At 66.1% G+C, this 22,800-nt stretch carries 21 protein-coding genes; 5 read left to right on the plus strand and 16 right to left on the minus strand.

Going from position 1 to position 22,800, the window contains the following annotated elements; genetic code table 11:
• Complete coding sequence (locus A5699_RS26405; protein ID WP_255376484.1) at positions 1-2,022, plus strand: YhgE/Pip domain-containing protein; 2,022 nt, start codon at positions 1-3, stop codon at positions 2,020-2,022.
• Here A5699_RS26405 and A5699_RS26410 read toward each other — a convergent pair whose 3' ends face one another.
• Positions 2,023-2,922: a TauD/TfdA family dioxygenase gene (locus A5699_RS26410; RefSeq protein WP_067776262.1), complete on the minus strand. Its 900-nt coding sequence runs from the start codon at positions 2,920-2,922 to the stop codon at positions 2,023-2,025.
• Positions 2,923-3,008: 86 nt separating this feature from the next.
• Here A5699_RS26410 and A5699_RS26415 point away from each other — a divergent pair, with 86 nt between their 5' ends.
• A complete protein-coding gene (locus A5699_RS26415; protein ID WP_067776268.1) occupies positions 3,009-3,578 on the plus strand; it encodes a TetR/AcrR family transcriptional regulator in 570 nt (189 codons plus the stop codon).
• Here A5699_RS26415 and A5699_RS26420 read toward each other — a convergent pair whose 3' ends face one another.
• The 6 genes from A5699_RS26420 to A5699_RS28830 form a co-directional block, all read right to left on the minus strand.
• On the minus strand, positions 3,579-5,942 hold the full coding sequence (locus A5699_RS26420; protein WP_067776337.1) for a glycoside hydrolase family 65 protein: 2,364 nt from the start codon (positions 5,940-5,942) through the stop codon (positions 3,579-3,581).
• The gene (locus A5699_RS26425) at positions 5,942-6,685 is read right to left on the minus strand and encodes a beta-phosphoglucomutase family hydrolase (RefSeq protein ID WP_231965845.1); all 744 of its coding nucleotides are present in this window, start codon (positions 6,683-6,685) and stop codon (positions 5,942-5,944) included. Before A5699_RS26425 ends, A5699_RS26420 begins: the two co-directional genes overlap by 1 nt.
• Before the next feature lie 112 nt (positions 6,686-6,797).
• On the minus strand, positions 6,798-7,037 hold the full coding sequence (locus A5699_RS26430; protein ID WP_067776274.1) for a hypothetical protein: 240 nt from the start codon (positions 7,035-7,037) through the stop codon (positions 6,798-6,800).
• A gap of 3 nt (positions 7,038-7,040) precedes the next feature.
• Positions 7,041-8,303, minus strand: coding sequence for a colicin E3/pyocin S6 family cytotoxin (locus A5699_RS29710; RefSeq protein ID WP_197508403.1), 1,263 nt, complete (start codon positions 8,301-8,303; stop codon positions 7,041-7,043).
• A gap of 62 nt (positions 8,304-8,365) precedes the next feature.
• Positions 8,366-8,653 carry a WXG100 family type VII secretion target gene (locus tag A5699_RS26435; protein WP_067776277.1) on the minus strand — a complete coding sequence of 96 codons (288 nt, stop codon included), beginning with the start codon at positions 8,651-8,653 and terminating at the stop codon, positions 8,366-8,368.
• On the minus strand, positions 8,650-8,967 hold the full coding sequence (locus A5699_RS28830) for a WXG100 family type VII secretion target (RefSeq protein ID WP_197508404.1): 318 nt from the start codon (positions 8,965-8,967) through the stop codon (positions 8,650-8,652). The genes A5699_RS26435 and A5699_RS28830 overlap by 4 nt, the downstream gene beginning before the upstream one ends.
• A gap of 110 nt (positions 8,968-9,077) precedes the next feature.
• On the opposite strand from A5699_RS28830, the gene guaA reads away from it, so the two are divergent.
• Positions 9,078-10,637, plus strand: coding sequence for a glutamine-hydrolyzing GMP synthase (gene guaA, locus A5699_RS26440; protein ID WP_067776345.1), 1,560 nt, complete (start codon positions 9,078-9,080; stop codon positions 10,635-10,637).
• Here guaA and A5699_RS26445 read toward each other — a convergent pair whose 3' ends face one another.
• From A5699_RS26445 to A5699_RS26475, 7 genes are all read right to left on the minus strand, one after another.
• Positions 10,638-12,134 (minus strand): hypothetical protein, encoded by a 1,497-nt coding sequence (locus A5699_RS26445; protein ID WP_067776280.1) that lies wholly within the window; start codon positions 12,132-12,134, stop codon positions 10,638-10,640. It lies immediately after the preceding gene.
• Positions 12,135-12,173: 39 nt separating this feature from the next.
• On the minus strand, positions 12,174-12,392 hold the full coding sequence (locus tag A5699_RS26450; RefSeq protein WP_369806778.1) for a hypothetical protein: 219 nt from the start codon (positions 12,390-12,392) through the stop codon (positions 12,174-12,176).
• 177 nt (positions 12,393-12,569) lie between these two features.
• Positions 12,570-13,289 carry a hypothetical protein gene (locus tag A5699_RS26455; protein WP_067776283.1) on the minus strand — a complete coding sequence of 240 codons (720 nt, stop codon included), beginning with the start codon at positions 13,287-13,289 and terminating at the stop codon, positions 12,570-12,572.
• Positions 13,286-14,494 (minus strand): zinc ribbon domain-containing protein, encoded by a 1,209-nt coding sequence (locus A5699_RS26460; protein ID WP_067776285.1) that lies wholly within the window; start codon positions 14,492-14,494, stop codon positions 13,286-13,288. Before A5699_RS26460 ends, A5699_RS26455 begins: the two co-directional genes overlap by 4 nt.
• Positions 14,491-16,113 (minus strand): S53 family peptidase, encoded by a 1,623-nt coding sequence (locus A5699_RS26465; RefSeq protein ID WP_067776288.1) that lies wholly within the window; start codon positions 16,111-16,113, stop codon positions 14,491-14,493. The genes A5699_RS26460 and A5699_RS26465 overlap by 4 nt, the downstream gene beginning before the upstream one ends.
• Positions 16,114-16,144: 31 nt before the next feature.
• Positions 16,145-16,435: a hypothetical protein gene (locus tag A5699_RS26470; RefSeq protein WP_067776291.1), complete on the minus strand. Its 291-nt coding sequence runs from the start codon at positions 16,433-16,435 to the stop codon at positions 16,145-16,147.
• A 203-nt stretch (positions 16,436-16,638) separates the two neighbouring features.
• Positions 16,639-16,947: a hypothetical protein gene (locus A5699_RS26475; RefSeq protein WP_067776294.1), complete on the minus strand. Its 309-nt coding sequence runs from the start codon at positions 16,945-16,947 to the stop codon at positions 16,639-16,641.
• A gap of 292 nt (positions 16,948-17,239) precedes the next feature.
• On the opposite strand from A5699_RS26475, the gene A5699_RS26485 reads away from it, so the two are divergent.
• A complete protein-coding gene (locus A5699_RS26485) occupies positions 17,240-17,947 on the plus strand; it encodes a hypothetical protein (protein WP_067776300.1) in 708 nt (235 codons plus the stop codon).
• Between the two features lie 3 nt (positions 17,948-17,950).
• On the plus strand, positions 17,951-19,537 hold the full coding sequence (locus A5699_RS26490) for a DNA polymerase Y family protein (RefSeq protein ID WP_067776303.1): 1,587 nt from the start codon (positions 17,951-17,953) through the stop codon (positions 19,535-19,537).
• Between the two features lie 100 nt (positions 19,538-19,637).
• Here A5699_RS26490 and A5699_RS26495 read toward each other — a convergent pair whose 3' ends face one another.
• Both A5699_RS26495 and A5699_RS26500 read right to left on the minus strand, forming a co-directional pair.
• Positions 19,638-20,702, minus strand: coding sequence for a nucleoside hydrolase (locus A5699_RS26495; RefSeq protein ID WP_304528346.1), 1,065 nt, complete (start codon positions 20,700-20,702; stop codon positions 19,638-19,640).
• Between the two features lie 24 nt (positions 20,703-20,726).
• A complete protein-coding gene (locus A5699_RS26500; RefSeq protein ID WP_157561461.1) occupies positions 20,727-22,739 on the minus strand; it encodes an SDR family oxidoreductase in 2,013 nt (670 codons plus the stop codon).
• Positions 22,740-22,800 lie beyond the last annotated feature (61 nt).

Below are 22,800 nucleotides of genomic sequence, written 5' to 3' on the forward strand. Positions count from 1 at the left end.
ATGCCGACTACACCCGCTGGTCTCGCCTTCGGCACCCCGGCTGCCGGTCTCGCCTTCGGCACCCCGGCCGCTGGTCTCGCCTTCGGCTCGGAGATCAAACGCTTCAAACGCAGCCGCATGACCCGCGCCGCGATCGTGGTGCTGATGCTGCTGCCGCTGGTATACGGCGCCTTGTACTTGTGGGCCTACTGGGATCCCTTCGGCCAGGTGGACAAGATGCCCGTGGCGTTGGTCAATTCCGATCGGGGCGCGGAGGTTTCGGGCCAGCACCTCAACGCCGGGGCCGAGATCGCCAAGAGCCTGACCGACGACGCGAGCTTGAACTGGCACGTCGTGGATGCGGATGAGGCACGCACCGGAGTCGAGCACGGCAAGTACTACTTCATGCTCGAACTGCCGCCGGACTTCAGCGAGGCGATCGCCTCGCCACTGACCGGAAAACCCAAACAGGCCAACCTGATTGCGGTCTACAACGACGCCAACAACTACATCTCGTCGAACATCGGCCGTACCGCTGTCGACCAGGTCCTCAACGCTGTATCCACCCGGATCTCCGGGCAGGCGGTCAACCAGGTGCTCTCCGTGGTGGTCAGTTCCGGGGCGGGGATCAAGCAGGCAGCCGACGGTGCGGCCCAATTGGCCGACGGGGCGGTGAAAGTCGACGACGGAGCAGGCCGGTTGGCATCCGGTCTGCACGACGCGCGCTCCGGTTCGGCCCAGTTGGCCACCGGTGCCAAGCAGCTCTCCGACGGAATCACCAAGGCCACCGACCCATTGGTCGCGGTGACCTCCGCCCTGTCGAAGATCGGCGGCGACACCCAACAGTTGCAAGACGGCACCGCGGCGCTCCGGCAGGCCAATGACCAGATCGGGGCCATCGCCGCGGCGCAGGACGGGGCCGCCACGGCACTGTCCTCGGTGATCGACCAGCTATCGGCGAGCCCAGACCCGATCGCCAACAACGCCGCCGGAACACTGCGTGGCGTGGCCGACGACCTTCGGGCCCATCAGTTCACGCCGCAGATTCGTCAACAGCTGACCGACGCCGAGAACGCCGCGATCTCGATGACGTCGTCGCTGCGCAGTCCGGGCAGCCCGTTGAACTCCGCGCTCGATCAGGTGGGCAGCAAGAATGCCGATCTCAGTGCGAAGCTGAATCAATTGCGCAGCGGAGCTCAGCAACTCGCCTCCGGTAACGCGGAATTGGCGACGGGCATCGCCAAGCTCGACACCGGCGCCACGCAGTTGAAGAGTGGCACCGGGCAACTGCGAACCGGTTCGGCGGAGTTGGCCACCAAGCTCGCCGACGGTGCCGGCCAGGTGCCGGACTGGACGCCCGAACAGAAGGCGGCGATCGCCGACACCATCGGCGGCCCGGTTCACCTGCAGAACTCAGACGAAAACGCCGCGCCCAACTTCGGCACCGGGATGGCGCCGTTCTTCATCACGCTCGCTCTGTTCTTCGGCGCCCTCGTGCTGTGGATGGTGTTGCGGCCGTTGCAGACCCGCCCGATCGCCGCGGAGGTCCTGGCGATCCGGGTAGTCCTGGCGAGCTATTTGCCCGCCGCCGTGATCGGGATCTTCCAGGCGATCATCCTGTACTGCGTGGTCCGGTTCGCGCTCGGCATGCAGGTGGCACATCCGGTCGCGATGCTAGGTTTCATGATCCTGGTGTCGTGCACGTTCGTCGCTGCCACACAGGCGATCAACGCCTTCGTCGGCCCCGCCGTGGGCCGGGTGCTGGTGATGGCGCTGCTCATGTTGCAGCTGGTGAGCGCCGGCGGCATGTACCCGGTGGAGACCACCTCACGCCCGTTCCAGATCTTCCACACCTACGACCCGATGACGTTCGGGGTCAACGGTTTACGCCAGCTCATCCTGGGCGGTATCGACCATCGGCTCTGGCAGGCGATCATCACGCTGGTGCTGATCTCGGTGGGAGCGTTGACCGTTTCGGCGCTCTCGGCCAGGCGCAACCGGCTGTGGAACATGACCAGGCTGATCCCGGCCATCAAGATGTGATCAGACTGCCTGCAGCAGCGCCGCATCCGCGAGCGGCCGGCTGCGGTTCCCGTGGATGTCGACCGGCACGTCACCGGCAAGCGTCACGCGGTGCATCACCCGGCGCTGGTTGTCGTAGTCGTCGACGGCGCGGTGCTGGGTGGCCCGGTTGTCCCAGATTGCCACGTCACCGGGCGCCCAGGTCCAGCGGACCGTGTTCTCCGGCATGGTGATTCGACGCTGCAAGAGCTCCAACAGGGTGGCCGATTCGTGGCTGTCCAGGCCGAGGAAGCCACGAGCGAAGTCCCCGGCCACCAGGGTGCGTTCACCGGTTTCCGGGTGCACCCGCACCACCGGGTGCTCGGTGCGGAAATCAGGCTTCTCGAAGGCGGCTCGCATCTGCTGCTGTTCGTCGGTCAGAGCGGCCACCGGCGCCGCCGCGTAATCGAACCGATTGCTGTGTACAGCCCACAGGTTCTCGGTGAGGTGTTTGAGTGGCTCGGGTAGCGCGTCGTAGGCCGCCGCGGTCGACGCCCACAGAGTGGACCCGCCGTAGCTGGGCAGGGTCACCGCGCGCAGGATCGAGATCGCCGGATAGTCGGGCACGAACGTGACGTCGGTGTGCCAGCGGGTGGCCTTGGCGTACTCGGAGTCGATCGGGGTGATCAACGGCGCATCGGCAGACCTCAGCGCATGGTGACCGATCGGCCGCCCGAGCAGGCGGGCGAACGCGTTGTGTTCCTCGTCGGTCAGGTGGTGTTGACCGCCGAAGAACACCACCTTGTGTTCGAGTAGCGCCTGTCGGATGGCGGCGATCGTGTCGGCGTCGAGATCTCCACCCAGTTGCACGCCGTCGATGCGAGCACCGATGCGGCTGCCAAGCTTCGTGATGGTGGGGGGAGTGGCCACAGAAGCAGTCATCGAACGTCCTTTCCACTGATGAGACTTCACTGATGAGACGAGATGTAGTCAGGTGACTACACCCGGATGTGGGCTAGTGTAGCCGGATGACTACACCGCCGCCACCGTCGAAGGGGCCGGTCGGTCGCGACGAGGTGGTGGCCGCGGCGCTATCCGCTGCGGCGGAACTTTTTGCCGAGCGTGGGCCGTCGGCCACATCGATCCGGGACATCGCCGCCAAGTCCAACGTCAACCACGGGCTGATCTACCGGCACTTCGGCACCAAGGATCAGTTGGTCGGCGCGGTGCTGGAGCATCTCGGGACAAAGCTCACCGAACTGCTCGACGGCGACGGCCCGGCCGAGGAGATCGACCGGAACATGGATCAGCACATGCGGGTGATGGCCCGGGCGCTGCTCGACGGGTACCCGGTGGGGCAGCTGCAGACCCGGTTTCCGGGCGTCACCCGCCTGCTCGGTCAGGTCCTGCCGAACTTCGACGATCCGCGCGGCGGTCGACTGGCGGTGGCGAATGCGGTTGCCCTGCAAATGGGTTGGCGGTTGTTCGAACCGTTCTTGCGGTCGGCGGCCGGTCTGGATGCCGACGAGGAGGTCCGTGAGGCCGTCGGCGCGGAGATCGCACGGATGCTCCGCCCGACAAACCCGCGAGCGGAATAGTCAGCAGCCGTGGCCGGCGCGACGGCGCAGCGGCTCGCGTCCGGGCGGCTGTGGCGGCGGTGGCAGCAGGGCATGGCGCGGCACCACCTTGACCGTGGTCGGCTTCTGCGTGTTGAGCACTACGTCTTTTCCGGAGTGGCGGATGGTCAGCGAACCGTCGGGCCCGTCGCGCAAGGTGTAGGTGACGTCGTGATGCTTCGCTTCGACCGTCACCCGGAAATCCCTCCACCGCAGTCGGAAACGCAGGCAGGAAATGCCGTCGGGCAGGTGCGGGTCTACCGACAGGATGCCCTCGTCGTCACGTACCCCGCCGAAACCGGCCACCAATGCAGTCCATGACCCGGCCAGTGAGGCCATGTGCAATCCGTCACGGGTATTGCGGTGCAGGTCCCGCAGGTCGATCAACGCGGCCTCGTAGGCATAGTCGTGGGCCAGCTCCAGATGGCCCACCTCGGCGCACATCACGGCCTGGGTGCAGGCCGACAGAGACGAGTCCCGCGTCGTGCGCCGCTCGTAGTAATCGACGTTGCGTGCCTTCTGTTCGGGGGTGAAGGCGTGGCTCTGCCACTGCATGGCCAGCACCAGATCGGCCTGTTTGAGCACCTGGGTGGGGTAGAGCCGCACATATGGTTCGTTGAGCAGAAGCGGATAGGTGGTATTGGCCGAGAAATCCCACTCGGCCAGTGTGGTGAACCCCTGGCACTGTGGGTGCACACCCAATTCCTCGTCATAGGGAATGTGCGCGGCGTCGGCGGCGTCGCGCCAGGCCGCGGTCTCCTCGGTGGTCACGCCCATCGCGTAGGAGGCGTCGGGATGGCGGGTGCAGGCGTCGGCGGCCACCCGAAGGTTGTGTGCCGCCATCAGATTCGTGAAGACGTTGTCACGCACCATGGCGGTGTACTCGTCGGGACCGGTCACCCCGTCCAGGTGCCAGATCCCGTAACGGTCATGGTGGCCGAGTGACATCCACAACCGCGCGGTGTCCACCAAGACCGCCAGTCCGCACTCCTTCTCCAACGAATCATCGCCGGTGACAATGCGATAGCGCTCGAAGGCGGCGGCGATGTCGGCGTTGATGTGCCAGGCGGCCGTGCCGGCCGGCCAGTACGCCGAACATTCCTCGCCCCGGATGGTGCGCCACGGGAAACTGGCTCCCTTCAGGTCGAGGAGGGCGGCGCGTTCGCGGGCCAAGTCCAGCGTGGAGGCGCGCCAGCGCAGTGCGTCGGCGGCGGCCTGGGGCTTGGTGTACGTCAGCACCGGGAGCACGAAACCTTCGGTGTCCCAGAACGCATGGCCGTCGTAGCCGGTGCCGGTCAAGCCCTTACCGGCGATGGCACGGCGCTCGGCCCGGGCGCTGGCCTGAAGCACGTGGAACAACCCGAACCGCACCGCCTGCTGGCAATCCGGGTCGCCCTCGACCTCCACGTCCGCACAGTCCCAGAACTCGTCGAGGTAGGCCCGTTGGGAGTCGAGCAGACCTTGCCAGCCGCTGTAGCGGGCGCCGGTGATGGCGGCTGCGACCTGATCCTGCAGTGCCGGGCGTGAGCGCAGGCTCGACCAGCCGTAGGCGAGATACTTGACGATGCGCAGTTTCTGGCCTGGACGCAGCCCGCAGATCACGGTTGTCCGGGCCAGGTCCTCGTAAGAGTCGGTGCTGACCTCGACGCGGCCGGGTACCTCGACGTCGTGATCCATCCCGGCAGCCATCGTCAAAGCGCTGCCGGTGGTGCGATGCACGAGAAGTGCGCGGTGGTCGGTGTTTTCGTGATGAACAGCCTGCAGTGGCTTCTTGAGCACCGCCGACACCCGAGGGTCGTCGGAGGTCTCTGGCTGGTCTTCGTTGGTGACAAGCTCGGATTGCACCGTGACGCGGACGAATTCGTCGACTGCCTCGACGATGTACTCGATGGCGGCGACGCCGCGGTGGGCGAACGACACCAGCCTGGTGGAGACCAGCTTGACCTGCTTTCCCGCCGGCGAGCGCCAGTGGGCATGGCGGGTCAGGGTTCCGGCGCGCAGGTCGAGTGTGCGCTCATGGTCGATGAGTTCGCCGTAGCGCACGTCGAACGGTTCGTCGTCGACGAGCAGGCGCAGCAGCTTGCCGTTGGTGACGTTGACGACGGTCTGGCCGGCTTCGGGATAACCGAATCCCGCTTCTGCGTAGGGGAGTGGGCGTACCTCGAAGTATCCGGCCAGATATGTCCCGGGTAGGCCGTACGGCTCGCCCTCGTCGAGATTGCCCCGCAGGCCGATATGACCGTTGGACAACGAGAACAGCGATTCCGACTGTGCCAGCAGGTTGAGGTCCAACTGGGTTTCGCGCACCTGCCACGGTTCCACCGGGTAGGCCTCGTGGGTGATCATCATCGCGGCTCCAGCAGGTCGCCGAGGTCCGTCACCACGATGTCGGCGCCGTCACGGCGCAGCTCGGCGGCCTGCCCGACCCGGTCCACGCCGACCACGAAACCGAACTGACCGGCCCGCCCGGCCGCGACGCCGGCCAACGCATCTTCGAACACTGCCGCCTGTGCCGGGGGCACACCGAGAAGTTCGGCGGCGCGCAGGAAGCTGTCCGGCGCCGGTTTCCCCGGCAGGTTCTCGTCGCGCATCGTCACCCCGTCCACCCGCTGTTCGATGAATGTGTCCAGTCCCGTGATGTTGAGCACCTCCTCGGTGTTGGCGCTGGAAGACACCACCGCTCGGTGTAGCCCCGCTCTTACCGCCGCTTCCAGGTAACGGCGCGAGCCCTCGAACACCTCGACGCCGTCGCGCTTGAGGGTCCGGTGGAACATCGCGTTCTTGCGGTTGCCCAGTCCTTCGACGGTGTCGACGGTGATGGCGTCGTCCGGCGTCCCTTCGGGAATGACGATTCCGCGGCTGGCCAGGAACGAGCGCACGCCGTCCTCGCGACGCTTGCCGTCGACGTAACGCAGGTAGTCGTCGTCGATGTCGAACTCGACGAACGGCTCACTGGTTTGTTCGGCCCTGGTGCGCAGAAACTCGTCGAACATGGCCTTCCAGGCCTTCTTGTGCACGCTGGCGGTGTCGGTGAGAACACCGTCGAGATCGAACAGGCACGCGGTGATCTGCTCGGGCAGGCCCAGCACAGGGTCCTCGCTTTCGCCGACGTCTTCTCCATCATGCGTAATCACCACACGAGGTGGGGGTTTAAACATGCCGGCAACCTCGCCGTCGTGGCCGGGCGGTGCTACCGCGTGCTCAGTCGCTGGAGAAGGCGAGAAAATAGGTCAAAGACGGTTCCACGTTTATTGATTCATCGCTGAACGAAAGAAGTTGGTTCAACGTCGCAGGGTCATTGGCCTCGAACAAGAACGGTTCGATCGGTTGATCGTCGTCGATGTGAAGAATTTGTCGAACGCCGGAGCTGTCGAGCTGCGGGAGCGGGATTTCGCATTCCAGGTCCTCGGTCTTCGCATTATAACCTTCAAGTTGCCACATAGGTCAGGGAGTCACTTTTCTTGTAGGGTCCGCAGGCTTGGTCTGAGCACCGGTGTTGGGATCAAATTCACCCTTGTGTGTACCCCTCTTGTCATAAACCTCGACTTTTCCGTGCTGACTATCCCACTCATAAATATTGTCTTTATCGTCCTTCCAGCGTGCTCGCATCCGACCGCCACTCATCCGTGTCTTGGGCGGTACGCGTTTAGCCTTCGGGAAAGCGTTGAGGTTGTTCGGTTTTGGGTAGAAGTTACCCGCTGGACCGCTCACCATGCCGGATCCGTCGGAATTGTAGACCGAAGCATTCGCCTGAAGTAGAGGCTGCAGATCTTGAGAGATTTCGGCCGCTGCGACCCCGACGGCAACAGTTCCTCCGACGACTGCACCTGTTGCGATGCCGGCGGCGACGTCGAGGCTGACGAGAATTGGAAGTATCGAGGACGCTGCCCCCGACGCTGCTGACCCAGCTGCTAGTCCCGCTCCGCCGACGGTGCCTTCCGGCCCAACGAGACTTCCGACGATTCCACCGACGATCCCTGCAGCGATCGCCCAGCCGAGGCTGTCGGAAATGATCTCACGGATCTTCCGATGCGCCTCGTCAATCTGGTGCGCCCAGTTATCGCATGAGTGGCCAAGGCTTTCGAAGTGACTGGCGAGTGCCTCGACGTTGTTGGCCACCAGGTCCATCTGTGCCAACGCCTTGTCAAACTCAGGAGAGGAAAGGTCTTCGATCGCTGACCACGCAGGCCCCGCCTGGGTGCTGGCTGCGCGAAGCCCCTTTGCGGCTTCGGCCCATGCGCTGCCGAGCTTGCGAAGTTTGGATGGATCGCCGTTCGGCCAAAGGTGTCCTTGCAGCCAACGGCTGACTAAACCCCAACCGAGCGGTGCGTCGGTGTCGCCCCCGTAGGAACCTTTGAACGCTCCTGCGGAATATTGTGAGGCCAATGCGGGCGGGGCCATTTTTTCACCGGGTGGCGTCGATGCAGCACGCTCGGCGTTGGCGTGGTTCACGCCAGTGAATGCCAAAAGGTCCTGAAGTTTAGCGAAGGCGTTGACCGCGTCGAAGCCCGCCCTTACGGCGTCGAGGGCGGCTGGGTCATAGCCGTTCGCCCAAGTGTGACCAGAGTTGTCGGTGCCGGCACACCCCCAGTTTTCATCAAGCGTGGAGGTCAGTTTGTTCAGCACCATTGGAGCGCTTGTTCGCGCGTTATCGTAGAGTTTTGCCGCGTTTAGCAGAACTTCCGAATCTGCAATTATCGGTGCCATTTAGTCTAAATTCTCATAGTCGGCGAAAGTGATCTCCAGCAAGGGTGTTTGGTCTTGAGAGATCACGGCCACATTGCGACGTTATGGGCTACCGTGCCCGAATAATCACGGTGCGCCGAGGCGATCTTCGTCCGCAATGCATTCAACGCCTCGCGCATTTGACTTACGGCGTCCATCCATTCCGTGTGGTACCTGCGGTGAGCGTCGGCGGCGTCTCCTGTCCACGAACTGTGTAACACGGCGACTTGCTGTTCCGCCTCGCCTGCGACATGTTCGGCACTGGAATTGAACGCGGCCAACCGATCAGCGAATTCTTGAAGGCGATCCAAGTCTACGGAATACCTGCTCATAGCGCACCGCCACTATTAATGCTGCTGGCAATAGCCTGCGCGCCTTCATTATCTTGATCGACGTATGTGGTCGCCGCCTGTCTGAGCAGATCACACGATTCGTCCAATGCCCGGGCAACGCGTTGCGCCCCGTCGTGCCATTCTCGCCACACAGGCGCGAACGTCGAAGCAGCAGCTCCTGTCCACGTCGATGTCAGGTCATCCCGCTCTTTCTCAATACTGTCCAGTTCAGCAGCTAGCTGAGCAGCCTGCTCCGCCAAGAGTCGAGCCGACGAGACCATGGATTCCCAGTCGGTCGTCAATGACTTTGCCACTTCTCTCCCCCTCGGTCGTTCCCCTGAAAGTCTATGGTCAGAGTGCAGCTGTCGATGCCATGAGTTTGTGCGCCTCAGCTGCGCGGATGGGCCACCACTAGACTGTGGCGGTGACGTCTGCATCTCCCCGTCCCGTCCTCGTCGTCGATTTCGGCGCCCAGTACGCACAGCTGATCGCGCGCCGGGTCCGTGAGGCGCGGGTGTTTTCCGAGGTCGTCCCGCACACCGCCAGTGTCGAGGAGATCAAGGCCAAGGATCCGCAGGCCATCGTGCTCTCGGGTGGCCCGGCCAGTGTGTACGCCGAAGGCGCGCCGCGGCTGGACCCCGCGCTGTTCGATCTCGACGTTCCGGTGTTCGGCATCTGCTACGGATTCCAGGCCATGGCCCAGGCGCTCGGCGGCACTGTCGAACACACCGGCACCAGCGAATACGGGCGCACCGATTTGACCGTTGCCGGCGGCGACCTGCACTCCGAGTTGCCTACCACGCAGCCGGTGTGGATGAGTCACGGAGACGCCGTCACCGCCGCGCCGGAGGGCTTCGACGTCGTCGCCTCCAGCGCCGGTGCCCCGGTCGCGGGCTTCGAGAACCGCGCCCGCCGCTTGGCCGGCGTCCAGTACCACCCCGAGGTGTTGCACTCTCCGCACGGCCAACAGGTGTTGAGCCGGTTCCTGCACGAGTTTGCAGGGATCGGCGCCGGCTGGACCCCGGCCAACATCGCCGAGCAGTTGATCGAGGCGGTCCGCGCCCAGATCGGGGACGGCCAGGCCATCTGCGGGCTGTCCGGCGGTGTCGACTCCGCGGTGGCCGCCGCGCTGGTGCAACGCGCCATCGGAGACCGGCTGACCTGTGTGTTCGTCGACCACGGTCTGCTGCGCGCGGGGGAGCGGGCCCAGGTGCAACGAGATTTCGTCGCCGCCACCGGAGCCAAACTGGTGACCGTCGACGTTGCCGATCGGTTCCTCGAAGCGCTCAGTGGGGTGACCAACCCCGAGGGCAAGCGCAAGATCATCGGCCGCGAGTTCATCCGCGCTTTCGAGGGTGCGGTCCGCGGCATCGTCGAGGAGGGTGGACCGGACGTCGAATTCCTGGTGCAGGGCACGCTGTACCCGGACGTCGTGGAGTCCGGCGGCGGCACCGGCACCGCCAACATCAAGAGCCACCACAACGTCGGGGGCCTGCCCGACGACCTGAAGTTCAAGCTCGTCGAGCCACTGCGGCTGCTGTTCAAGGACGAGGTGCGGGCGGTCGGCCGTGAGCTCGGCCTGCCGGAGGAAATCGTTGCCCGCCAACCCTTCCCGGGCCCCGGGCTGGGCATTCGCATCGTCGGAGAGGTGACCGCCGACCGGTTGGACACCCTGCGCCGCGCCGACGCCATCGCCCGCGAGGAACTCACCGCCGCTGGTTTGGACCAGCAGATCTGGCAGTGCCCGGTGGTCCTGCTTGCCGACGTGCGCTCGGTCGGGGTGCAGGGCGACGGACGCACCTACGGTCACCCGATCGTGCTGCGGCCGGTCTCCAGTGAAGACGCCATGACGGCGGACTGGACTCGGGTGCCTTACGAAGTGCTGGAACGGATTTCGACCCGGATCACCAACGAGGTGCCCGAGGTCAACCGGGTGGTGCTGGACGTCACCAGCAAGCCGCCGGGCACCATCGAGTGGGAATGATCAGCGCGGCGGATCCCCGCGCCAGCGAAAGCTGTTGACGTACTTGCCCATATCCTGAGCAAGGTCGAGGTTGGCGCCCGACGGCATTCCCGGCCCGAAATCGGGGCCGTACTCGTGGTACGGGCCGGCGGCCACGGCGATCAGCGCCAGGTCGTCCTTGACCGCGGCCAAAATGACCACCCGCAACCGCAGGTAGTCTCCGGTGGCGTTCTGCGGCCAGCTGTCGACGACCATGCCGTACCCAGGTTGGTATCCGACCATTGCATTCGGAATCTCGTAGTCGACCGCAGCATCCGGGTAGGTCTCCTCGACCAGGGCCTTCGCGATCTCCTTTGGTGTCCGCCCCGCGGCGGGCCGCCCGATGAGCTGCATGGTGCCGCCGTCGTCGATCAGATAATCCACGGTGACGCCGTCGTCGGCGGTGCTCGCCTGGTACACCGCGCTGGACGCGGGATACGAGACGGAGAACGCACCGTCAGGGGCGGTGAAACGGGGATTGGTCGCCACCGCCTCACTGGTCGGCGGGCGGCCGCAATCCGGTGGACAGACGTACCGCGCAGGGGGATCGCTGATTACCAGCGACACCGCCGCCAGGGCGACGGTGAGCAGCGTGACGCCGACGCCCCAGGTGACGATCGGCCGGACAGTACCGGGTAATCGCACCGGGTCGAGGCCCGCGCCGGCGTGCGAGGTCGTCCGCAGGCCGGCCCGTGCCGCCAGTACCGCCAAGGCCATCACGATCAGATGCACGGCCAACACCACCAGCTGCGGTGCCGGCGCGACGTCGATCAGGCCGAGGACGGCGTACAGGCCGACCACGGTGACAGTCGTCAGGCCGATGGCCCGCACCCGCCGATGCCGAGTGTCGGATGGCGGGGAGAACCACAGCATCACGCCGACGAGACCACCGGTGGCCGCGGCAGTCACCGGCACGGCCACCGCCTGGATACCGGCTTGCACCAACAACCCGGTCAACGGCCGGTCGTTGTCCACGATCCCGTCGTCGAGCTGCGTTCCCAGCCGGCAGAGCGTAGCGGCCGCGGTGAAGGCCACTGCACCCAGAGCGCCGAATGCAAAGCCGTTCTGAGGCTTTGGCTGCCGCGTCACGAGCAGGCAGATCACCAGGGCCGGGGCGAGCATCAGGGTCATGGCGCCGAGCGGGACGGCCAACCCATCCCGGACGACTCGCAACGGCTCGGTGCCGACGCCGACGGGCACGTCGTATTCCCGGGCCACGACGGAACCGGTCATCAGGGTCCACCCGGCGCCCAACCCCATCCCGAGCGTGACGGTGAGCAGCACCGCGCGGACCGGAAGAGTTTGCCCCGCAGCGGTTTCCCGCAGGTACGTGCCGAACAGCAGCGGCAATCCGAAGGCGGCGAGACCGATCATGGCCGACGGCAGCCGCAGCACCGCGGACGCCGTCACCGCGGCCAGAAACAATCCGACGGCCAGCCAAAACGGTGCCGCGAAACGGGACTCGGTCCCGCTACTCATCGCCTGCCGGCCGAATCAAGAGACGGCGATATCGGGCACTTATTGCCGATGCGGGCTGCCGGCCCCGTGGCGCCCGGTGGGCGGCGCCGGTGGCCCGGCGTGGGTCGGGGTGAACTTGTTGGCGCCGCTGGGCACGACGTTCTTCTCGGTCGGTGCCACGGGCGCTGGGGACGTCGACATCGTGGTCGTTGTCGTCGTGGTCGGCGTCGTGGTCTCGGGTGCCTTCTCGCCGGTGCCGCAAGCACTGAGCGTGGTCATTCCGACAATGGCGGCAGCGGCCGCAGCGACTGCGAGGCGACGAGTAAATCGACGTGACCTCATGTTTTGTCCTAACTTCCCCCGGCGGGTGGTTCACATGCAGCCGTCGAAATCGACCGGCTGGCAAACTCTAACCCGGGGGGTCGCGCCGCGGACGTCAATTGGCGGTTTCGGTGGTCAGCGGTGAGGGTCGCCACGCCAACGGAAACTGTTGACGTACTTACCCATGTCGAGCGCGAGCTGGAGGTTGGCCCCGGACGGCTTGCCGGAGCCCGATTGCGGCCCGAATTCGTGATACGGACCAACGGCGGAGGCGATCAGCGCAAGGTCGTCCTTGACCGCGACCATCACGATGACGCGCATGCGGGCGTAGCTGCTGGTGGCGCTCTGCGGCCAGCAGTCCGCGACGACGCCGTAACCTGGCCGGTAGCCCACCATCGCGTTGGGAATCTCGTAGGCGGTGGTGGTGTCCGGGAACGTCGTGCCGATAAGGGAATTGGCGATGTCCTTCGGTGTCCGGCCGTCGGCGGGCCGGCTCATCAACTGCATCATCCCGCCGTCACCGGCGGTGAATTCGGCGGTGACGCCGGTACGGGCGGTGGTGACCTTGTAGGCCGTCCCCGCCGCGGGGTACGAGACCGAGAAGCTCCCGTCGGGCGCGGTGAACACCGGGTTGATCGCGACGGCTTGTCCCATCGGTGGATGTCCGCAATCGGGCGGACACATATACCGCGCAGGCGGCGCACTGGTGGTTTTCGAGATCCAGGCCAGCACACCGGCCACCAGGGCGATGGCGGTGCCGAGGACGGCCAGCAGTTTCAGCACCGAGGTGCCGCGAATGGCGCGGATTCTGCCGGTCGAGACGGGTACCGCGTAGCCGGGAAAAAACGTGCTCACCTGTCGTCGGACCCCGGATCGCGTACCGGACGGTGTCTACGGCGTTCGGCGCGAGACGTGCGTGACGACGCATGGGTGGCCGCACCACAGTGCGGACAGAACGCCATGTCGGGCACGATGTGACCGCAGCGCGGACAGAAAATTGGTCGGTCCGAGGCGATCTCGTCGTGTGCTTCGTGCAACAGGGCCAAGTGCAGACCGACACGTAGCGCCAATATCGCCGTCAATGCGACCACGATGTGCACGGTCAATTGAATCCACTGGGGGATGCGTGCCACGTCGACGAGGCCCAGTGCGGCGTAGATCGCCAGCACCGCAAGCGCGCAGGTGAACATCACCAGGCGCACGTATCCGACGTGTTTGTCGGCCTTGGTGGCAGGTCGGGTGAACCACAGCGCCGCGCCGATCAGCCCGCCGATGGCCGCCGCGGTCAATGGCACTGCGATACCACGGATTCCGGCCTCGACGAGCAGACCGGACATCGGCCGGTTGCGCGCCACCATACCGGTGCTGAGCTGGGGGGCCAGCCGGGTCAGGGTGGCTGCCGCGGTGAAAGTCGTCGCACCGAGAGCGCCGATCATGAACCCGTCCAATGATTCCCGGCTCGCCGGGCGCAACAGGCGGACCACCACCGCCGGCGCCAGCATCAAAACCGCACCGCCCAAGGGAATCCCCAAGCCGTTGCGCATGATCCGGAATCCGCTCACGCCGGCGCCGAGCGGTACACCGTAGGACTTGGCCATTATCTGGCCGGTGAACAACACCCACCCGATGCCCAGGGCAATGCCCAGCACGATGGTGAGCACCAGGTTGGTGCGGTGCAGGTCGCGGAAGGCGTCGGACTCGTAGAGGTAGATCAAGAACAGCAACGGGACCCCGAGCGCGGCGACGGCGATCAGGGCGGCGGGCAGCTTCAGCAGCGCACAACCGACCAGGGCTACCACCAGGACCAGCATCGCCACGCGAAACGGGGTGCGCGACTGCTGCGGCAGGTGGGGGAACAGTGAGCTGGCGATGGACGGCCGTAGCAGGTGCTCGTCGGGAGCTACACAGGATGCATTGAGCCGCAACCACTCCGGCCCTTCCGACGCCTCCTGGTCAAGTGGTACACCGCACAATCCGCAGTACGTGCCGTCGGGGACATCGACCTTGCACACGCGGCATTCGGTGGTGGGCACGTCGATGTCGTTGCCTGGTTCGGTCATCGGTTCGCCTTTTGCAGGATGAGCAGGTTCTTGGCGAGATTCTCGACGTCGGGCGTGCCCAACCCGGTCACCAGGTCGTACCCGGGCCCGGCGGTGGCCACGGCGTTGCCGCCGAGGGTGACGTCGCGGAACGCCGGCAGGGGCGCTCCTCTGGCGATCCGGTACAGCATCGGATTGAGGTCGCCCATCGCCCGGCCGCCGTTGGCGGTCAGGTACTGGTTGATCACCGCGGCGATACCGGCCCACAGCGGTGCGGCTTGTGATGTGCCACCACCGACCAGGACTTGGCCGTTGAGAACGATTTTCACGCCGGTGAACGGATCGGCGACGGCGGCGATGTCGGGGGTGAGTCGTTTCTGGCTGCCGGCCTCAGGACTTCCCGGAGCAGACACGCCGCGTTGCCATTCGGGTCGGTCGAAGAGCGCCGACACCCCGCCGCCGGTGCCCTGCGAGAGCGGGACGTCGAACCAGGCCTGCTCGGCCAGCCAGCGGCCCTCGGCATCGGTGGACAGGGTGGTTCCGCCGACGTCGGTGATCTCGGGTAGGGAGGCAACCGAATCCAGGCCGATGTCGCCCTCGCTGGGAGCAGATGACCAGTCTTGTCCACCTCTGCATTCCAAACCGGCCAGATCGCCGCTGGCGTTGAAGGCCGTGGTGCCGTGGGTGTGCGCGGTGCGCAGGGCGGAGCGAACCGGGGCGAGATCGGCTGCGGTGATCAGCTTGTCGCAGCCCCAACCGATCGAGAAGCTCCACACCGCACCGGGAAACTGTTGGTCGGCGGCCTCCAACATCTTGCCGATCTTCTCGTAGGCGCCGTCGCCCTGTACCGTCGGCCGGGCGTTGATCACGACTTTCCGTGCGTCCGGGGCGATGGCGTGGGCAACCTGCAGATCCATCGTGGTCTCACCGTGCGGTGTGCTCGGTTGTCCGCCGATCAGGACGGGCGTGAACGTGGGCAGCCCGAAGGTAGTGGCGAAGGTGTCGAGATCAGCCTGGTCGAATCCGTCGAATGCGAAGATCACGATGGTGGTGTTCTTGCCGGTGTAGCCCTGTGCCGCCAATCCGTCGAGGTTGTAGGTGTTGAGTAGCGCCTTCGGCACCAACCCCTGATCGGGGACGTCGGTCGGCAGATTCCGTAGGTCCGGTAGGGACATCCGGTAGGGCGTGTAGCCGAGGATGCGGCCGATGCCGGCTATTTCTGCGCGCAGGGGCGCTGGCACCGACGGCTGTTGCGGTGAGGCATAGAACTCCTGTCCGCGCCGACCCCGGTAGTCGTGCACATCGACGTCGAAAGCGGTTGCCAGGTCAGAGGATCGGCCTTCGGCTATCGCCCACCCGGCGCCCGGCTGCCACCGGACCGACAACGCATGCTCGCCGGCCCACCGGTATAGCGCCGCTGGTCGTGACGTGCGGTGCAGCGTCACGGTCACCTGTGCTGAGCGGTCACTTGAGGGGCCGAGATCTGTTGAGGCAGCTAGTAATTGGGCATACGGGCCGGTGATGTGTCCGCGCGCCTCATCGTTCAGGGCAGGGGTGGCCCGCAGGTCTGAGACCAGCAGGACGCTGAGCATGATGAGTGCCAGTAGCGCGCGCCCGGGCGCGATGTGTATCCCGGCCATGGGCGAATGACCGATTCCTCTAGTTCGAGGCCTAGTTGTCGCCGGGCAGGGCGGTCGGCGCCGGCGGTGCCTTGACGCCGGGGGTGAACAGGTTGCCGCCGGTGGGGTTGATCGACTTCTCGGTCGGCTCGACCGGTGGCGGCGGGGCCGGGGTGGCCGGCGGCGTCGTTGTCGTTGTCGTTGTCGTCGTGGTGGTGGGCGTGGTGGTTTCGGGACCTTTTTCTTCCTCGGTACCGCATGCGGCGGTGAACGAAATCATCCCGATGACTGCTGCACCGCCTGCGATGACGGTGAGCCGACGAGTCAACTGCCCTGATTTCATGTGCGTTTCCTCACTGTCCCGCAGGTGTTGCAGAGTTGGCCTTGGTGAATCACGGTGGATTCCCACTCCTTGCAACGCAGATCGTGGTTCAGCCCATCCACATCATCCGTGGCGGATCTGGTGCACGCACTTTAGCTCAGTGGTGAGACACCTGCAGGAGCATTCCTGCAGGTGTCACACCACTGTGGCGGGAAGCGTCGGCGCTATCCGAGGTTCTCCCTGTTGCCGGGAATGGCGGTGGGTGCGCCCGGTGCCTTGACGCCGGGGGTGAACAGGTTGCCGCCGGTGGGGCTGATCGACTTCTCGGTCGGCTCGACCGGTGGCGGCGGGGCTGGGGTGGCCGGCGGCGTCGTGGTCGTTGTCGTCTCGGTTGTCGTCGTGGTGGTGGGCGTGGTGGTTTCGGGACCTTTTTCTTCCTCGGTACCGCATGCCGCGGTGAACGAAATCATCCCGATGACTGCCGCACCGCCTGCGATGACGGTGAGCCGACGAGTCAACTGCCCAGATTTCATGTTGCGTTTCCTCACTGTCCCCCGTGTTCCTACAGAGCTGGCCTTCGGTGAATCGCGACGGATTCCCACTCCCTGCAACGCAAATCGTGGCCCAGCCCATCCCGAAGCGGGTTCTGGTGACCGAACTCTAACTCAAGGTTCTCGCGGCCGCAGATCTGTTCCTGCGTGGTCCGTCCGCGCGCATCGGCGACCCCCGGCCGCAGCTTGACGCTGTCGGTGGGTGGGTGTTTACTCGAGACGTCGAACATACATTCGAAGATGTTCCTGGATAGTTGGTGCTGGAGGTGTTGTTGTGACTGTTGCGACGGAGCGTGATTTACGTCTATTGACCCGCTCTGAACAGGTGGAACACCTCAGGCGCAAGATCGCCTCGGTATCAGGCAAGGTGGGCTCGGCGCATCGGAGCGTGCCGCGGGCCGATGCGGCCATCCCGGCTCCAGAATCTTTGCTGAAGCCGGTCGGATCGCTGGTTGAGACGTTGCCCGAGGGTCTGCCGACCATGCTGCCGCGGGGGTCTGTTGCAGTGGCCGCCGGTGCCCGCTCGCTGACGCTGGGCATCGTGGCGGCGGTGACGGCGGCGGGCGGGCATGCGGTCATCATCGGCCAGCCCGATGTCGGCCTGCTGGCCGCGGTGGAGATGGGCGCCGATCTGACCCGGCTCGCGGTGGTGCCCGATCCGGGGGCCGATCCTGTCGAGGTGGCCGCTGTGCTGATGGACGGGATGGATCTGGTGGTGCTCGGGCTGGGCGGCCGTTCGGTGCCGCCGAGTCGGGCCCGGGTGATGGTGGCACGGGCCCGGCAGAAGGGCTGCACCCTGTTGGTCACCGACGGGAACTGGCAGGGGGCATCGGCCCGGTTGGAGGCCCGGGTGTCCGGTTATGACGTGACCGGCGCCGGCGGGGGCGCCCCGGTGCCCGGACGCGGCCGGATCAGTCGGGTCCGGCTGGCCATGCGTACGCGTGGGCGGTCCCTCGGAACAGCTTGTGCAGCAGGCGGGTAGCCCATGCCCGCAGATTCCAGGGTATTGGCTCTGTGGTGTATGGACTGGCCTGCGGTGGCGGCGGCGACGGCAGCGGGTCTGCCCTCGACGGTGCCGGTCGCCGTCACGCTGGCCAACCGGGTGATCGCCTGCTCGGCATCGGCCCGGGCGGCCGGGGTGCGGCGTGGGTTGCGTCGTCGTGAGGCGCAGGCGCGGTGCCCACAACTGCATGTCGTCACTGCCGATTCTGCCAGGGATGCCCGCTATTTCGAGAACGTGACACTGGCCGTCGATGATCTGGTCCCGCGCGCCGAAGTGTTGCGGCCGGGGCTGCTGGTGCTTTCGGTGCGTGGGGCGGCACGGTATTTCGGGTCCGAACCGGTTGCCGCCGAACGATTGATCGATGCCGTCGCCGCAGCAGGGGTCGAATGCCAGGTCGGCATCGCCGATCAGCTCTCCACAGCGGTCTTCGCCGCCCGGGCGGGCCGCATCGTCGACCCCGGAAATGACGCGACGTTCCTGTCGGGGCTGTCGATCCGTCAGTTGGCCACCGAACCGGCCCTGGCCGGTTCCGGTCGGGAGGACCTGGCGGATCTGTTGTGGCGGATGGGTATCCGGACCTTGGGGCAATTCGCCGAGTTGTCCCGCACCGATGTCGCTTCCCGGTTCGGGGCCGACGCGGTGACGGCGCACCGGTTCGCCTGTGGAGAGCCGGACCGGGGCCCCTCCGGGCGGGATCCGGCAGCTGAACTCGATGCGGTGATGAACTGCGATCCGCCGATCGAACGGGTGGATGCCGCAGCTTTTGCGGGGCGGTCCCTGGCCAGTGATCTGCATCGTCATCTGGAAGGCGCCGGGGTGGGCTGCACCCGGTTGGCCATCCACGCCGTCACCGCCAACGGTGAAGAGCTGGAACGGGTTTGGCGGTGTGCTGAACCGTTGACCGAGGATGCCACCGCCGACCGGGTGCGGTGGCAGTTGGACGGCTGGCTGAACCGGCGCACCTCTGAACGGCCCACCGCCCCGGTGACGGTGCTACGCCTACGGCCGGTGGAGGTGGTGTCGGCAGCTGCGCTGCAATTGCCGTTGTGGGGCGGTGTGGGCGAGGAGGACCGGCTGCGGGCCCGGCGTGCACTGCTACGGGTTCAGGGGCTGCTCGGTCCGGAGGCGGTGCAGGTGCCGGTACTCAGCGGGGGCCGAGGGCCTGCCGAGCGCATCACGTTCACGCCACTGGGGGATGAGCCGGTGGCGCGGGCGGATCCGCGGCAGCCCTGGCCCGGTCAACTGCCCGAGCCCTCACCGACCGTCCTGCTCGATGACCCGGTGGAACTGCTTGATGCACAGGGAAATCCGGTCCGGGTCACCAGTCGTGGGTTGTTCTCGGCCGATCCCACACGGTTGGCCGGCGCCGGTAGGCGTGACGGCAGGTTGCGCTGGTGGGCCGGGCCGTGGCCGGTCGACGAGCGGTGGTGGGATCCGGAGAACCGCGGGGCCGGACGTACCGCCCGGGTCCAGGTGCTGTTGCGGCCCGGCGACGCCGACGAAGACCACCTTGCCCTGCTGTTGTGTTACCGGCAACGCCGGTGGTATCTGGAGGGCGCCTATGAATGAGGCTGAATGAAGCCGCCGAATGTGAGCAAGATTGCGAAATTTCGCAGAAACTTGGCCAACAGGTTCACGTTCGGCCGGGCAACTCCGGCCCGGGGGCGGATCAACCCAGATGCTGAGCGAAGGCGCCGACCCGGTCGATGAACCGGTCGAAGAACACCACCGGGTCGACCTCCATGCCGATGAGGGCGTTGGGTTGACGGCCCCAGTGTCCGCGCCAGTCGGCGACTGTCATGCCACGGGTCAAGGTGCCGCTCAACTCGACGTCGACCGTGGTTTCCCGGTAGCGCACCAAGTCCGGGTCCAATGCAACCGCGGCGGCCAGGGGGTCGTGCAAGTGCGCCAGGTACCCGTCGTCGGTGTCGAAGTGGAATTCGAAATAGAACCGCAGGGCGTCCTCGATGACGCGGATCAACGGGTTGGCAGCCGTTGACCGGGTGCCCCGCTCATCGAGCACACTCATCGGTGTAGACGGAGACCCGGCCGCGACGGCGAGCCGGTTCAACAGCGCCGGAGTCATGGCAATGTTCTCGGTGAGGTTGAGTCCCAACACGATTGGCACATGGGTTGCGGTGTCGCGGCCCCAGGCCGCGGTCCAGCCGCCGAACACCTCGGCGGCGGACTCGGGGTCCACGCTGATGTTCCACTCCGACACCGGGGTGGTGTTGCCCCGGTAGTCGAACGCCCCACCCATGATGACAAGCCGGCGCAACAGCTTGGGCAGGGTGGGTTCGGCGCGCATGGCCAACGCCAGATTGGTCAGCGGGCCGGTGACCAGTCCGATCAACTCACCCGGATGGGCACGGGCGGCACGCACCCACGCCTCGGCGGCGTCGTGCGCGGTGAGCAGCCGGTCGCCGGACGGAAGCTGCGCGTATCCCAGGCCCTGCGGTCCGTGGGTGTCCTCGGCGGTGCGCAGCGGCGCGCTCAACGGCTGCTCGGCCCCTTTGGAGACCGGAACCCCGGTGACCCGACACAGTTCCAGCAGTCCCAGGTTGTTGTCGCAGACCTGTTGCACCGGAACGTTTCCCGCTGTCGAGGCGATACCGACCAACTCGGCTTCGGAGCTGGCCAGCAGGTACACCAGGGCCATCGCATCGTCGACACCGGTATCGACGTCGGCGAACACGGGCAACATCGATTCGCCGCTCCGCGGCGGTGGCGTCATCTCGCCACGATAGAACCGGCCCGGCTACCAGTGCACCCCGGGCACCAACCGCACCGCCCGTTTGACCGGGCGGGTCACCCCACGCGGAACCCGCAAGGTGCGAGGGCTACGGACCGGTCGCTTCGGCCGACGTGGTGTGCTGTCGGATACTTGGCTGCTCACTCCACGTGCCGCCGCCGAGTCCGGATACCCCAGATACAGCTGGTGCAGAACGCGACGGGACAGCTTCGGCGTCAGATAGTTGCCGAAGTCGGCGACCGTGCCCAGCGGGGTATCGATGCGGACCGGCTTCTCCACGAGCCCGCGCACCACCATGGCCGCCGCGTGCTCGGCGGAGATCGGCGGCACCGGGTTGAGCCGGCGCGACGGTGCGATCATCGGCGTCTTCACCAACGGCATGTGGATGTTGGTGAATGTGATGTGATCGGAAAGGGTTTCGGTGGACACCACATCGGAGAACGCGTCCAGCGCCGCCTTGGAGGGCAGATAGGAGCTGTACTTCGGGGTGTTGGCCTGCACACCGGCGCTGGACACGTTGACCACATGGCCGAACCTGCGTTCCCGCCAGTGCGGTAGCAGCGCCAACACCATGCGCACCGAGCCGAAGTAGTTGACCGCCATCACCCGCTCGTAGTCGTGCAGTCGATCCGTCGAGTTCATCACCGATCGGCGGATGGACCGCCCGGCGTTGTTCACCAGATAATCGACGTGGTCGAACCGGCCCAGGATGTCCTTGACGGTGTGCTCCACCGACGCCGAATCAGTGACATCACACGTGAAGGCGTACGCCTGACCGCCGGCCGAGCGGATCTCGGTGACCAGATCGTCGAGAGCCTCACCGTTGCGGGCCAGGGCGAAGACACACGCTCCCCGCTCGGCCACCGCCAGGGCCGACGCGCGGCCGATGCCGCTGGAGGCACCGGTGATGACGACGTGCTTGCCCACCAGGGGGCCGGCCGGGTCGTCGCGTCGGGCCCGGTCGGGATCGAGATGCTGAGCCCAGTAGCGCCACAGTTTTGGTGCGTACGAGGAGAATTCGGGGACCGTGATCCCGGTATCGCGCAGCGCGGCGGTGGCATTGTCGGCGGTGAAGGTGGGACGCAGTTCGGACACGTCGAGCACCTCACCCGGGATGCCCAACTGGGCGGCCACGATGTTGCGCACAGCTTTGGCCCGTCCGCGCGCCCGCAATACCGGCGCCGCAGTGACTCGGGGGAGTGTCCCGCGCAGCGGTGGCAGCCCGGCTTCGGCTGCCACCCCGCGGTAGATGTCGCGCAACCCGATGGTGCTCGGCGCGGTCAGATGGAACGTCTCGCCGTCTGCGCCCTCGACATGCATCAGATGGATGAGGGCGTCGACCACATAGTCCACTGGGACGACGTTGGTGCGGCCGGTGTCGGGCAGCATCATCGGGGTGAACCGGGGCAGCGCGGCCAGCCGTGCCAGCACGCCGAAGAAGTAGTAGGGGCCGTCGATCTTGTCCATCTCGCCGGTCGCCGAATCGCCGACCACGACGGCCGGCCGGTACACCCGGTAGCGCAGTCCCGGTGTCGAGCGCACGAGCTGTTCGGCTTCGAACTTGGTTTGGTGATACGGCGTGGGCAGGTCTTGGGCGACGTCGAAATCATCTTCGGTGAACACGCCGCGGTGGTTCCCGGCGACCGCGATCGAGGACACGTGGTGCAACGTGGCGTCCAGCCGGCGGGCCAGCTCGGTCACCGCGCGGGTGCCTTCCACGTTGGCGGCCCGCTGCTCTGCCTCACCGGCCGTCATGTCGTAGATCGCCGCGCAGTGCACCACGTGCGCGACGTCGACGAGTTCGGCGACGTCGGCCGCCGACAAGCCGAGATCTGCTGCAGTCAGGTCGCCGACCAGCGGTTTCACCCGTTCGCCCCAGGTCTGGGCCAGACGTTCGAACCTTGTCAGCGACTCCCGGCGCACCAGTACCCACACCTGGGCGTCGGGTTCGACCGCCAGAATCCGGGAGATCACTCGGCGGCCGATAAACCCGGTACCGCCGGTAACGACATAGCGCATGCGAGTCATCGTGGACCTAGATCGAGCAAACGTCAACAGGGGCGGTCTTCTCAACTATCGT

Origin of the sequence: Mycobacterium sp. E802, assembly GCF_001666875.1 — a bacterium.
Classification (GTDB): Bacteria; Actinomycetota; Actinomycetes; order Mycobacteriales; family Mycobacteriaceae; genus Mycobacterium.

What these genes read in the sequence shown, in the direction of transcription:
- A5699_RS26405 (WP_255376484.1), top strand. Translation starts at nt 1, where the DNA reads ATGCCGACTACACCCGCTGGTCTCGCCTTCGGCACCCCGGCTGCCGGT.
- A5699_RS26410 (WP_067776262.1), bottom strand. Translation starts at nt 2,922, where the DNA reads ATGACTGCTTCTGTGGCCACTCCCCCCACCATCACGAAGCTTGGCAGC.
- A5699_RS26415 (WP_067776268.1), top strand. Translation starts at nt 3,009, where the DNA reads ATGACTACACCGCCGCCACCGTCGAAGGGGCCGGTCGGTCGCGACGAG.
- A5699_RS26420 (WP_067776337.1), bottom strand. Translation starts at nt 5,942, where the DNA reads ATGATCACCCACGAGGCCTACCCGGTGGAACCGTGGCAGGTGCGCGAA.
- A5699_RS26430 (WP_067776274.1), bottom strand. Translation starts at nt 7,037, where the DNA reads ATGTGGCAACTTGAAGGTTATAATGCGAAGACCGAGGACCTGGAATGC.
- A5699_RS29710 (WP_197508403.1), bottom strand. Translation starts at nt 8,303, where the DNA reads ATGGCACCGATAATTGCAGATTCGGAAGTTCTGCTAAACGCGGCAAAA.
- A5699_RS26435 (WP_067776277.1), bottom strand. Translation starts at nt 8,653, where the DNA reads ATGAGCAGGTATTCCGTAGACTTGGATCGCCTTCAAGAATTCGCTGAT.
- A5699_RS26445 (WP_067776280.1), bottom strand. Translation starts at nt 12,134, where the DNA reads ATGAGTAGCGGGACCGAGTCCCGTTTCGCGGCACCGTTTTGGCTGGCC.
- A5699_RS26450 (WP_369806778.1), bottom strand. Translation starts at nt 12,392, where the DNA reads ATGACCACGCTCAGTGCTTGCGGCACCGGCGAGAAGGCACCCGAGACC.
- A5699_RS26460 (WP_067776285.1), bottom strand. Translation starts at nt 14,494, where the DNA reads ATGACCGAACCAGGCAACGACATCGACGTGCCCACCACCGAATGCCGC.
- A5699_RS26465 (WP_067776288.1), bottom strand. Translation starts at nt 16,113, where the DNA reads ATGGCCGGGATACACATCGCGCCCGGGCGCGCGCTACTGGCACTCATC.
- A5699_RS26470 (WP_067776291.1), bottom strand. Translation starts at nt 16,435, where the DNA reads ATGAAATCAGGGCAGTTGACTCGTCGGCTCACCGTCATCGCAGGCGGT.
- A5699_RS26475 (WP_067776294.1), bottom strand. Translation starts at nt 16,947, where the DNA reads ATGAAATCTGGGCAGTTGACTCGTCGGCTCACCGTCATCGCAGGCGGT.
- A5699_RS26490 (WP_067776303.1), top strand. Translation starts at nt 17,951, where the DNA reads ATGCCCGCAGATTCCAGGGTATTGGCTCTGTGGTGTATGGACTGGCCT.
- A5699_RS26495 (WP_304528346.1), bottom strand. Translation starts at nt 20,702, where the DNA reads ATGACGCCACCGCCGCGGAGCGGCGAATCGATGTTGCCCGTGTTCGCC.
- A5699_RS26500 (WP_157561461.1), bottom strand. Translation starts at nt 22,739, where the DNA reads ATGCGCTATGTCGTTACCGGCGGTACCGGGTTTATCGGCCGCCGAGTG.